At 70.5% G+C, this 10,914-nt stretch carries 11 protein-coding genes and 1 pseudogene; 5 read left to right on the top strand and 7 right to left on the bottom strand.

Features of this window, described 5'->3' with window-relative positions; genetic code table 11:
• The first annotated feature begins 2 nt into the window (after nucleotides 1-2).
• Nucleotides 3-353, top strand: coding sequence for a metallopeptidase family protein (locus VGD70_RS20660; RefSeq protein WP_331083738.1), 351 nt, complete (start codon nucleotides 3-5; stop codon nucleotides 351-353).
• Nucleotides 354-520: 167 nt separating this feature from the next.
• Here the strand turns inward: VGD70_RS20660 and VGD70_RS36980 are convergent.
• The 6 genes and pseudogenes from VGD70_RS36980 to VGD70_RS20685 all read right to left on the bottom strand — a co-directional run.
• Nucleotides 521-571, bottom strand: a pseudogene (locus tag VGD70_RS36980) (hypothetical protein); the annotation flags it as partial.
• Between the two features lie 498 nt (nucleotides 572-1,069).
• The gene (locus VGD70_RS20665) at nucleotides 1,070-3,751 is read right to left on the bottom strand and encodes a VIT domain-containing protein (protein ID WP_331083740.1); all 2,682 of its coding nucleotides are present in this window, start codon (nucleotides 3,749-3,751) and stop codon (nucleotides 1,070-1,072) included.
• Nucleotides 3,748-4,359 (bottom strand): MerR family transcriptional regulator, encoded by a 612-nt coding sequence (locus tag VGD70_RS20670; RefSeq protein ID WP_331083742.1) that lies wholly within the window; start codon nucleotides 4,357-4,359, stop codon nucleotides 3,748-3,750. The genes VGD70_RS20665 and VGD70_RS20670 overlap by 4 nt, the downstream gene beginning before the upstream one ends.
• A 47-nt stretch (nucleotides 4,360-4,406) precedes the next feature.
• Nucleotides 4,407-5,585, bottom strand: coding sequence for an RtcB family protein (locus VGD70_RS20675; protein ID WP_331083744.1), 1,179 nt, complete (start codon nucleotides 5,583-5,585; stop codon nucleotides 4,407-4,409).
• Between the two features lie 41 nt (nucleotides 5,586-5,626).
• Nucleotides 5,627-6,523, bottom strand: coding sequence for a diiron oxygenase (locus VGD70_RS20680; RefSeq protein ID WP_331083746.1), 897 nt, complete (start codon nucleotides 6,521-6,523; stop codon nucleotides 5,627-5,629).
• Nucleotides 6,524-6,602: 79 nt separating this feature from the next.
• Nucleotides 6,603-7,307 (bottom strand): TetR/AcrR family transcriptional regulator, encoded by a 705-nt coding sequence (locus tag VGD70_RS20685; RefSeq protein ID WP_331083748.1) that lies wholly within the window; start codon nucleotides 7,305-7,307, stop codon nucleotides 6,603-6,605.
• Nucleotides 7,308-7,454: 147 nt separating this feature from the next.
• Here VGD70_RS20685 and VGD70_RS20690 point away from each other — a divergent pair, with 147 nt between their 5' ends.
• The 3 genes from VGD70_RS20690 (at nucleotide 7,455) to VGD70_RS20700 (ending at nucleotide 9,740) form a co-directional block, all read left to right on the top strand.
• The gene (locus VGD70_RS20690) at nucleotides 7,455-8,702 is read left to right on the top strand and encodes an endonuclease/exonuclease/phosphatase family protein (RefSeq protein ID WP_414638008.1); all 1,248 of its coding nucleotides are present in this window, start codon (nucleotides 7,455-7,457) and stop codon (nucleotides 8,700-8,702) included.
• Between the two features lie 156 nt (nucleotides 8,703-8,858).
• A complete protein-coding gene (shbA, locus tag VGD70_RS20695) occupies nucleotides 8,859-9,494 on the top strand; it encodes an RNA polymerase sigma factor ShbA (protein WP_331083752.1) in 636 nt (211 codons plus the stop codon).
• 93 nt (nucleotides 9,495-9,587) lie between these two features.
• Nucleotides 9,588-9,740, top strand: coding sequence for a hypothetical protein (locus tag VGD70_RS20700; protein WP_331083753.1), 153 nt, complete (start codon nucleotides 9,588-9,590; stop codon nucleotides 9,738-9,740).
• A gap of 68 nt (nucleotides 9,741-9,808) precedes the next feature.
• On the opposite strand, the gene VGD70_RS20705 is transcribed toward VGD70_RS20700, so the two are convergent.
• Nucleotides 9,809-10,567 (bottom strand): hypothetical protein, encoded by a 759-nt coding sequence (locus VGD70_RS20705; RefSeq protein WP_331083755.1) that lies wholly within the window; start codon nucleotides 10,565-10,567, stop codon nucleotides 9,809-9,811.
• A 102-nt stretch (nucleotides 10,568-10,669) separates the two neighbouring features.
• Between VGD70_RS20705 and VGD70_RS20710 the strand changes: the two genes are divergently transcribed.
• On the top strand, nucleotides 10,670-10,914 hold a 245-nt coding region (locus tag VGD70_RS20710; protein WP_331083757.1), incomplete at its 3' end, for an ArsR/SmtB family transcription factor.

A 10,914-nucleotide genomic window follows, 5' to 3' on the forward strand; every position in this document is an offset into this window, starting at 1 on the left:
CCGTGGCCGTGGTGATGAACCGGCGCCGGTTCGAGGAGCTCGTCGGCGACGCGCTGGACCTGATCCCGGACGAGTTCGCCGCGGCCATGGACAACGTGGTGATCCTGGTCGAGGACCGGAATCCGGAGAACCCGTCGCTGCTCGGCCTGTACCACGGCGTGGCTCTGACCGAGCGCACGTCGAACTACGGCGGCGTCCTCCCCGACAGAATCGCCATCTACCGCGAGGCGATCCTCGACATCTGCCACGACGAGGACGACGTGGTCGAGGAGGTCGCGATCACGGTGGTCCACGAGATAGCCCACCACTTCGGCATCGACGACGCCCGGCTGCACGAGCTCGGCTGGGGCTGACTTCGCCTCGTCTCCCTGCCTCGGTCGTCGATCGCCTGGTAGGCCAGGCCGGATCGTCGGTGGTCATCGTCGGTGGTCATGGTCTCGACCGACGGCCAGCCAAGGGTTCGCGTGCTGCCCCGCATATCGAAGGGCTCGAAGATCCGCTCGTTTAGGAAGCTCTCGAACGACTGCCCGGACGCGCGGGCGATCACAACGCCGAGGATGTCGGCGCCCACGTGGTAGCCGGCGGTCGGCGGGCTGGTACATCAAGGGCAGCGCGCCGAGCAGCCGCATCCACTCGTCCGGTGTTTGGCCTAAGTGGCAGGGTTCAGCCCGCTCGAAGTGTCCTGAACAGGGTGTCGTCCAACCGGCCCGTCGACCGGCTTGAGGACCTGGCGATCGGCAAGCTCCGGCAGCAGCCGATCAACAGGCGCGTCAAGCCGAAGCACGCTCGACGTAGCCGAACATCACGTCCTGCAGACGCCCCGGCCTTGCCTTGGACAACCCGCCCGTGTGCCAGTCACGCGGCCCGTTCTTCCGGCGGCGGCGCCCCAAAGTTCCTGCCTACCCCGCCCGACCGAGCCCCCGCACCGCAATGCTTGCTCACCAAGCCGAACACCGACTTCACGGCGCAAGAGCGGCAACCGGTGGAGCGCCACCTGGTTGGTGGGTCCACCGAGGTAGCCCACGGCGGAACGGACTCGGTGTGCCCCGGGGCACACCGAGTCCGGGGATCAGCGCTTCCAGAAGGTGCGGCGGGACTTCTGGGGGGTTGGGTTGGTCATCAGGGACTCCAAGGTGGTGAGCGTCTGGTGCCAGCGGCGGTCTACCTCTGCGGGGTCGGAGGTGGGCATCGCCAGGGCGGTGTAGAGGGTGTTCAGGACGGTCCGGGACTGGGACGGCTCGCCGGTGTGTGTCCAGTGGGGCAACAGGTCGTGGATGCGGCCGGCCAGGGCTGTGAGTAGGCCGGCTCGGGTCCAGACGTTTTCTGTTGCCGCCGAGTGGAGGGTGATGAGCTCGCCCGCCACGAAGTCGGACAGCGGCTGGGCGGCAGGTGGCGGGACCACCGGCGGCCTCGGCGGGATTGGTTCGATGCGCTCCTTGTCCACAGGCCGCCCACCGGGGGGTCGGCCACCAGGTGTGGAGCCGCCCGGAGTTGGGGGCCACGGAGTCGGGACGTCGGGGCCCGGGTCGCCAGGTGCGGAGTAGCCGGGGGTTGGGCTTCCCGGAGTTGGGAAGTCTGGGCCCGGGCCGCCGGGTGCGGAGTGGTCAGGGGGTGGGCTTCCCTGGGTCGGGAAGTCGGGACCTGCGCCGCCGGGTGCGGTGTCGGGGGTTGCGTGGCCGGGGGGTGCGGTGCCGGGGAAGGGGCCGGCTGGGGGCTGGATCGGGGGCTTTGCGTACGAGGGGCGGCGCTTCAGGGAGCCTCGGAGCCGGGGCGCGGACTCGATCGACGCGGCGAAGGCGGCCGGGGCCGCGCCGTACCTTGGCATGCCTGCGGCCATCGGGGCGGTGCCGCCGTAGCCGGCGCTTTGGTACGTCGGGGTGTCGGGCATCTCCCAGCCGCTGGGTAGGTCGACCGGCTGGGTGACCCGGTGGACCTTGCCGCCCTCGTTGACCACTCGTTGGTCGACCGCCACGAAGGCCGTGAAGCGGGACAGCACGCCGAACTTCAGTGACGTGTCGACGATGCCCTTCTCCAAGCCGGCCTGGTCGCCCGTGCCGACCACGTACCTGTCCTCGAGGTCGCGGATCCGAGCTCGCGCCCACAGGGCCGCCAAGCTCGGGTTGTCGCTCTGGGTGGCCGGGACCGTGGACTGCCAGGAACCGTCGCTCGTGACCGTGACCGCACCGGTGGCCGGGCCGGTGAAGCGGCCGGTGACAACCACCGGGGCGCCCGGGAACAGATCCGGCGTGGGGGTGGGCGCCATCGACTCCGCGTCGACCACCAGGCCCGCCGGAACCAGGCGCAGGCCGGTGACCACGGGGGCGCCGATGCGGCGGTGGATGTGCTGCATCGCCTCGTCCAGGCGGTCCTCCGACTCCACCAGCTCGTACCGTCCGGTGGAGCCGGCCAGCCGCTGCAGGAACGCCTCGTTGACCGCGCGGTCGATGCCCACCGTGTGGACCCGCACGCCCGACAGCCCGCCGGAAAGCTCACGCAGCAGCTGGTCCTCGTTGCCGATCTGGCCGTCGGTGACCAGCACCAGGACGCGGTCGCGCTCGACCGAGCCGCGCAGCAGGTCGGTGGCGCGGTGCAGCGGGGTGAGCATCTCCGTGCCGCCGCGAGCGTCCAAACGGGACAGGAACTCCACGGCGTGGAACCTGTTGCGGTCGTTGGCCTCGACGAACCCCGCCGGCAACGACGGCGGCGTGTCGACCTGGTGGTCGAAGGCCAGCACCGCGAACCGGTCGGCGCTGGTGAGGGTGTCGACGATGCGCGCGGCCGCGCGCCGGGCGGCGACCATCTTCCAGCCGCCCATCGAGCCCGACCGGTCGAGCAGGATGACGACGTCGCGGCCGCGGGCAGGCACGTGGAGGACCGGCGGCAGCACGGTCAACGCGAACGTGCCACCGGACTGACCGTCGGGCAGCACCGACAGTGACGTGCTGATGGCCTGCTCCGAGCCGAACCGCAGGCGCAGCAGGAAGTCGCGGTCTGCCCTGTCACCCGGCTCGAGCCGGACCCGCATCCCGGTGGGCCCGTCCTCGGTGGCCGTGGCGTGCAGGCTGGACGAGACGCCGGCCAGCGGCAGCGAGGCCGAGTCGATGTCGACCGCGACGGACAACCGCACCGGGTTGGGGAAGCCGGGCAACAGCACCGGCGGGCTGATGCGCGACGCGTCGGGCACCGCGTCGGTGTCGGACGCCACGCCGTCGCCGACCTGTCCGTCGGCCAGTGGCGTGCCGGGGATGAAGCGCGGGGCGACCACCAGCGGGAACCGGAACGTGGCCTCACCGTCCTCATAGGACAACGCACCGGCCAGCGTGAGGTGCACGCTGACCCGCTCCCCCGGCATGATGTTGCCGACCCGCATGGTGAAGACGCCGGGCCGCTCCTCCTCGGCGATGGACGCGCGCTTGCCCTCGCTGATGGCCTGGTCGTAGTCGGCCCTGGCCTCGCCGCGCTCCTTGAGCAAGCCCTCGACCACCCGGCCGTCGGCCTCCATGCGCAGCGCCGTGACCGCCGCCCGCGGCGGCAGCGGGAAGATGTAGGTGGCCTCGAGCGGCTCGGCGTGCGGGTTGTGGAAGCCCTGGGTGAGCTGGATGCTCGACGCCAGCCCGGTGATGGCGGCCTGGACGTCGATGACCTCGAGCGGCAGGTTGCCCCGCGCGGTCTTGAGGCAGCCCAGCCCGTCGTCCTCGGTGGGCCGGCTTGGCGCCTCCATGTGGTCCATGAGGTCGATACGCATGCTCATCGGCTTTCCCCTCGTGTGATCGGCGCCAGGCCCATCCGGCCGAGCACGTCGAGCAGTGGTGCGGCGGCCGCCTCGATGGCGGCGAGCTCATCGGCGTCGGGCACGCGGGTGGCCGCGTCCAACACCACGGTGACACTGTCACCGAGACGGATGCCGGGCACGAGCCTGCTGACAGTGTTGTCCACAGTGTCAACGTCCGCGGCCGACGCGAGCTCGGCCGTGGGCCGGTCCGTGGTGTGCTTCCAGAAGTCGCCGGTGACCGTGGGGCCCGGCCTCGACACTACGTCGATGCGCGGGAGGCCGGCCAGGTTGGCGAGCTGGTGGTCGGACGCGCCGACGAGCAGCTCCTGGATCTCGGCGAGTGAGCGGCCGGCGGCCTGCTGCTGCTTGACAGCGGCGAGCTGCAGCAGGTGACGCCGCCCGTAGAGGGCCGTGCGGCCACGCGTCGCCACCGGCCTGTCGACCAGGCCGATCGTGGTGTACCACCGGATGGTGCGACCGTTGGGCAGCTCCCGGACCCGGCCGTTGCTCTGGCCGTCGTAGTTGTGGGCCAGTAAGGCCGCAACCTGGTCCGGGAGCTGCTCGATCGTCCACAGCTCGTCCGTCATGCTGCAATCTTGACAGTTTCTGCTGACACTGTCAAGATTGCAGTATGTCACCCCTTGACGCAGACCACCTGCTTGAGCTTCGCCACGATCTCCACGAGGTCGTCCTGGTTCCGGATCACCTCGTCGATGTCCTTGTAGGCACCCGGGATCTCGTCCACCACCCCGGAGTCCTTGCGACACTCCACGCCCGCGGTCTGCTCGGCCAGGTCCGCCTCGGTGAACCGCCGGCGGGCCTTGGTCCGCGACATCCGCCGCCCCGCGCCGTGCGAGGCCGACTCGAACGAGTCCGGGTTGCCCAGCCCACGCACGATGTAGGAGCCGGTGCCCATCGAACCCGGGATGATCCCCAGGTCGCCGCGCCCGGCCCGGATCGCGCCCTTGCGGGTCACCAACACCTCCTCGCCGAAGTGGATCTCCTCGGACACGTAGTTGTGGTGGGCGCTGATCGGCTCGTCGAACGACGTCTGCGGGAACTGCGCACGCAGCACGTCGCACACCAGCCGCAGCATCACCGACCGGTTGCGCCGCGCGTAGTCCTGCGCCCAGTAGAGGTCGTGCCGGTAGGCCGCCATCTGCGGGGTGCGCGCGAGGAACACGGCGAGGTCCGGGTCGGGCAACGACTGGTTGTGCGCGAGCCCACGGGCCACCTCGATGTGGTGCTGCGCGAGGAGGTTCCCGATACCGCGCGAGCCGGAGTGCAGCATCACCCAGACGCGCTTGTCGGTGTCCAGACAGATCTCGATGAAGTGGTTGCCGCCGCCCAGCGTCCCCATCTGGTGCAGTGCCCGCCCCGCGTTCGCCTTCACCGCCGGCGTCAGATCCTCGAACGTGCGCCAGAAGCTGTCCCAGTCCCCCGCGTCGCGCGGGGTGAACGCGCTCGCCTTGTGCAGGCCGGCGCCCACCGGCACGGCGCGCTCCACATTGGACCGCAGCCGGCGGAGGTCGGCGGGCAGGTCCTCGGCGCGCAGCGAGGTGCGGACCGCGGTCATGCCGCAGCCGATGTCCACGCCCACCGCCGCCGGCGACACGGCGTCCCGCATGGCGATCACCGAGCCCACGGTCGCGCCCTTGCCGTAGTGCACGTCCGGCATCACCGCGACGTGCTTGAACGTCCACGGCAGGGCCGAGATGTTCTGCAGTTGACGCATGGCCTCGGCCTCGACCGACTCCGGTCGGGTCCACAGCCGGATGTCAACGTGCCGCCCCTTGATCGTGGTCGCGTTCATGATTTCCAGGCTAGGCCCCGAGATCCGGACGCTCGACGCATTTACAGCAGGTGCGCCTTACGCCAGATCCGCTTGGACGGGCCGCCGATCATGCCGACCTCGTTGAGGAACTCGACGATCTTCTCGGCCATCCACCGGCGGGACTCGTGGTGGTACGGGTTGGCCCGCGCCACGGCGCGTGCCTCCCTGGGGTCCAGACCCACGGACTTGTAGACCGCTGGGTGAACCATGATGTCCACCACCGAGTAGGCCACCACGGCCGTCACGAGCCGGTGCACCTCGCGCTCCGGACGGCTCAGCTTCTCCAGGCCACGGACCAGCTCCTCGCGCGCGTAGCGCACGTGCCGAGCCTCCTCGACCACGTGGATCCGGTTGATCATCCGGATGATCGGCTGGATGCCCTCGTCGTCGAGCATGGAGCGCTGGAGCCGGTCGGTGGTCTCCTCGACAACCAGAACGGAGGCGAACATCGCCGGACCGCCGATCACCGCGCCGAACACCTTCGCCAGCGAGCGGACCACCTTGGGCGGGCCGTAGGCGGGCAGGCCGAACCGGGACAGACCCTTGCCGAACATGATCGCGTGCCGGGTCTCGTCGCCGATCTCGGTCAGTGCGTAGTGGGTGTGCGGGCTGCGCGGGTCGAGGTCGGCCGCGTACCGGGCGAGCAGCTGCATCAGCACGATCTCGGTCCAGAGACCGACGCTGGTGATGCTGCCGAGCTCGTGCTTGGCCAGCTCGATCCGCTGCTCAGGGGTCAGTCGCTCCCACAGCTCGGTGCCGTACAGGGAGACCCGCTCCTCGGGGAGGAAGCCCTTCCCCTCCACCAGCGGCGCGTCCCAGTCGATGTCGACGTCCGGCTGGTAGGAGTTGCGGACGGAGGAGTCGAGCAGCCGCTCGGCGGTGACCTCCCGGTCCTTGGGTTGCAGCACGCGGGCCATCGTGGACCACCCTCCCCGATTGGTGTTACCTCGCGTAACAGTTACCTTGGGTAGAGAGTCTCGCGGGTGGGCGGCCGTGTCAAGCGGTCGGCTCGGGATCGGGGCGGACCAGGTCGCCGATCAGCTGCACGATCTCCCTCGTGACCGGGCGCAGCAGGCGCAGCCGGGAGAGCCCGATCACCCGGTCGATGAGCGGCACCGTGCGGTCGACCAGCAGGCGCGTCCTGCGGCAGTTCGGCGAGCGGTCGTGCACCCAGAACAGCACCACGCCCATCTCGTAGAGCCACAGCAGCTCGGGCAGTTCGGGGCGCAGCTCTGTGTCGACCTTCACCGTCGAGCCGTCGAGCACCCGGCGGTGCAGGGCGATCTGCGCCTCCCGGGCCGGGCTGGAGTCGGTCGAGAACGGGCTCAGCGGGCTGTCCGGGTCGGCGGCGTTGACGAAGAACTGCTTGCCGAACTCGTGGTAGGGCGCGGCCACGTCGATCCAGCCGTGCATCACGGCGCTCAGCCGCGGGGCGAACTCGCGCTCGGTGCGCAACGCCTCCTCGCAGGCCTGCTCGTGCAGTTCGGTGATCCGGTCATAGAAGCCCTGGACCAGCTGTTCCTTGGAGGAGAAGTAGTAGTAGGCGTTGCCGACCGAGACACCGGCCTCCTTGGCGATGGCCCGCATGGTGGTCTTGGCGTAGCCGTTCTCCTGGAACAGGCGCAGCGCGGTCTCGACGATGAGGGTCCGGGTCGCTTCGCTCTTCGGCGTGCGCACGACCGTGCCAGGGGATTCCGCCACCACATCACCGTATCGTCGGCACGCGGCGCCGTCCGGACATTTCCGACCCCACCGAAGGGCCGGCCGAGGGGGCGCGGTGTTCACTCGGGCATCACCCGCTCGTGGCCGCGGCATGCCAGGGTGACGCGCCGACCTTGGAGGTAGATCATGATCCGAGCCCGACGACTCCTGTTATTACCGGCGTTGGCCCTGGCCGCGGGTGTGCTCGCCGCGCCCGTCGCGCAGGCCGAGCACGGCGACCAGCACGGTGGCCGGCACGGCGACCGGCACGGCGACCGGCCGGACCCGGTCCGCTTCGCGACCTTCAACGCCTCGCTCAACCGGGGCGCCGCGGGCCGGCTCGTCACCGACCTGTCCACGCCGGACAACGCGCAGGCCCGCGAGGTCGCCGAGGTGGTCCAGCGCAACCGGCCGGACGTCCTGCTGATCAACGAGTTCGACTACGTGCCGGACAACGTCGCGGCCGACCTGTTCCGGACGAACTACCTCGAGCGCGGCCAGAACGGCGCCACGCCGGTCACCTACCCGTACGCGTTCGTCGCGCCGTCCAACACCGGCGTGCCCACCGGGTTCGACCTCAACCGCGACGGCCGCACCGGCACCGGCGACGACGCGCACGGGTTCGGCCTGTTCGAGGGCCAGTACGGGATGCTCGTGCTGTCGAAGTACCCGATCGACACCCGCTCGATCCGCACCTTCCAGAAGTTCCGCTGGAAGGACATGCCGAACGCGATGCTGCCGGACGACCCGGCCACCGCGGCGCCGCACGACTGGTACTCACCGCAGATCCTCGACGTCCTGCGGCTGTCGTCGAAGTCGCACTGGGACGTGCCGATCCGGGTCGGCCGGTCGACCGTGCACTTCCTCGTGTCGCACCCGACGCCGCCCACGTTCGACGGCGCCGAGGACCGCAACGGCACCCGCAACCACGACGAGATCCGGTTCTGGGCCGACTACGTCACCCCGGGCAAGGGCCGCTACATCTACGACGACCACGGCCAGCGCGGCGGCCTGCGGTCCGAGGCGAACTTCGTCGTCGCCGGCGACAACAACTCCGACCCGCTCGACGGCGACAGCGTGCCCGGCGCCATCCAGCAGCTCCTGTACGCGCCACGGGTCATCGACCCGAAGCCGGGCAGCATCGGCGGCTACCTCGCGGCCGGCGAGCAGGGCGGCGCCAACGCGACCCACCGCGGCAACCCGTTCTTCGACACCGCCGACTTCAACGACGTGGCGCCGGGCAACCTGCGGGCCGACTACGTGCTGCCGTCGCGGGGCCTGGTCCCGGTCGGCGGCGAGGTGTTCTGGCCCCGGAGCGACTCGGAGCTGGCCAGGCTCAACGACGCCTCCGACCACCACCTCGTGCGGGTCGACATCGTGGTCCCCAGGCGCTGACGGTAACCAACAAGACACGCCCTGTTCTGGGCATATGCCCAAAGGGGCAACAACTTGGTTCCCGGGGGTCGCAAGTTCGCGCTCGACGTATTTGCGGCCCCCATGCGTGCTCTCTTGGTGTGACCACAACCGCGGGGTCACCCTCTTGGAGGCGCGATGTTGTGCACTGTGGAGCCGGACTCGGCTCTTGCCGAGCTCGAGGCCGAGCTTGCCACCCAGCCGACTGCATGGTCCCGACCGGTCACCCGGGGGAACGTGGACTCGGTCGCCGCGGCCGCCTCCGCGGGCGACACGGTGGCCACCCACGAGCTGCTCACCTACCTGCGCCCCATCATGGTGCGCTACTGCCGCGGCAAGCTCGGCCGCGTGCGCCCGGTGAACTCGCCGGACGACGTGGCGCAGGAGGTGTGCCTGGCCGTGTTCCGGGCGCTGCCCACCTACCGACACCTCGGCCGGCCGTTCCTGTCGTTCGTGTTCGGCGTGGCCGCGCACAAGGTGGCCGACGTACACCGCGCGGCCGCCCGGGACCGCTCGCTGCCGACCGCCGAGACGCCGGACCTGCCCGACATCGACGAGAGCCCCGAGCAGATCGCACTGCGCCGCGAACTGGTCGAGCAGACCGGCGGCCTGCTGCGCACGCTCCTCCCCCGCCAGCGCGAGATCCTGATCATGCGGGTGGTGCTCGGCATGTCCGCCCAGGAGACGGCCGAGGCCGTCGGCACCACGCCGGACGCCGTCCGGGTCGCCCAGCACCGGGCACTCAACCGGCTGCGGCGGGCGATCAAGCGCTGACCAGCTCGTGAAACGGCAACCAGGTGATCGACAAGCAGGACATCTTCTCCCAACTTAGCCTGGACGGACAGGGGTTGAGTTGGGAGAAGAGAGATGACGTGGGTCCGCCGGCACCGCCGCCACAACGGCCTCTTCGGCCGGAGCACGTGGGTCCGGAGTCACTACCGGCGCAGGCCCGGCGGGGTGCCGTGGGTCGGGATCGCCCTCGCGGTTCTCGTGATCCTGGTGCCCATCGCGATCTTCTGAGCGTCTCCAACAGGTGGGTGCGGCGGCGCGGGTGGCACGGCCAGGGGCCACCCGCGCCGCATACCCGCCTACGGTCGCGCGGTCCGGCCCTCGGTCAGGGTGACCTGGCCGGTCACGTAGTGGCCCCAGACGCCGAGGTCCAGCGGGCGCCCGGCACGCTCGTGGCTCTCCACGAAGCTGCGGCCGTGCCAGGTCGCGCCGAAGCTGACGACGAAGCTGGAGGTCACGCCCCGGTCCTGCGGCGGCACGCCGTCGGGCTGGATGATCTCGTGCAGGCCCCAGGTGTAGTTCTGCCGGTACGGGCCCCACACGGGCTCGAGCGTGTTGTCGAGGATCGTGCCGGTGGCCGGGATCGTGATCAGCACGCCGCGCAGGCCGCCGGCGAACGTCGTGTTGTAGACCGCGACCTCCGCCGCGCCGCCGCCGTAGAACTCGGCCCGGCCGGCGCCGACCTTCGAGCCAGGCGGGCACGCGGCCGGCCCCTGGTCCGCGAGTACCGCGCGGCCACAGGTCGGGAACGCCAGCACGTTGAAGCTCACCGAGTCGTCGAACAGGAAGACGAACTCGCGCGGTGCCGCGGGTTTCTCGCCGGACGCGGTGAACCGGCGGGTGTCGAAGGTGATCTCCACGCCGTGCTTGCCGCCGGCGTCGCGGACCACCGTGGCCTCGCCCTCGTCGAGGTTCGCCGGGCCGGCGACGTCGGGCTCGTAGGGGCGCTGCGGGCCGAACGGCGCCGGATGGGGCGGTGCGGCGGTGGTCGCCGAGGCGGGTGTCGCCGCGAGGGCGAGGGCGGCGGCGGTCAGGCCGAGCACGAGACGGGTTCGCATGCTGCTACCTCCGGTCGGGGTGTTTTCGATACATGTCGAATAGTCCCGATCGGAGGTAGAGTCTTCGTTAGTTATCGAAGAGAACTGAGAGGGCTGTCAGGAATGCCGTTGGGCCGGTGGGCGTCGATCGCCCATCCCGAGATCCACGCGGTCGCGATCGACGAGGTGCTGCACGCGCTCGCCGACCCGACCCGGCGCAAGATCGTGCGGATGCTGCTGGCCGAGGGCGACCGGGCCTGCGGCACGTTCGGCCTCCCGGTCGCCGCCTCGACGCTCAGCCATCACTTCCGCGCGCTGCGCAAGGCCGGCATCCTGCGCCAGTACGAGGACGGCCGGCAGCGGATGAA

Origin of the sequence: Actinophytocola sp., assembly GCF_036402745.1 — a bacterium.
GTDB lineage: Bacteria > Actinomycetota > Actinomycetes > Mycobacteriales > Pseudonocardiaceae > Actinophytocola.

Coding starts and splice junctions, on each gene's coding strand:
- VGD70_RS20705 (WP_331083755.1), bottom strand. CDS start 10,567: ATGCGAACCCGTCTCGTGCTCGGCCTGACCGCCGCCGCCCTCGCCCTC.
- VGD70_RS20690 (WP_414638008.1), top strand. CDS start 7,455: ATGATCCGAGCCCGACGACTCCTGTTATTACCGGCGTTGGCCCTGGCC.
- VGD70_RS20665 (WP_331083740.1), bottom strand. CDS start 3,751: ATGAGCATGCGTATCGACCTCATGGACCACATGGAGGCGCCAAGCCGG.
- VGD70_RS20700 (WP_331083753.1), top strand. CDS start 9,588: ATGACGTGGGTCCGCCGGCACCGCCGCCACAACGGCCTCTTCGGCCGG.
- VGD70_RS20675 (WP_331083744.1), bottom strand. CDS start 5,585: ATGAACGCGACCACGATCAAGGGGCGGCACGTTGACATCCGGCTGTGG.
- VGD70_RS20670 (WP_331083742.1), bottom strand. CDS start 4,359: ATGACGGACGAGCTGTGGACGATCGAGCAGCTCCCGGACCAGGTTGCG.
- VGD70_RS20680 (WP_331083746.1), bottom strand. CDS start 6,523: ATGGCCCGCGTGCTGCAACCCAAGGACCGGGAGGTCACCGCCGAGCGG.
- shbA (WP_331083752.1), top strand. CDS start 8,859: ATGTTGTGCACTGTGGAGCCGGACTCGGCTCTTGCCGAGCTCGAGGCC.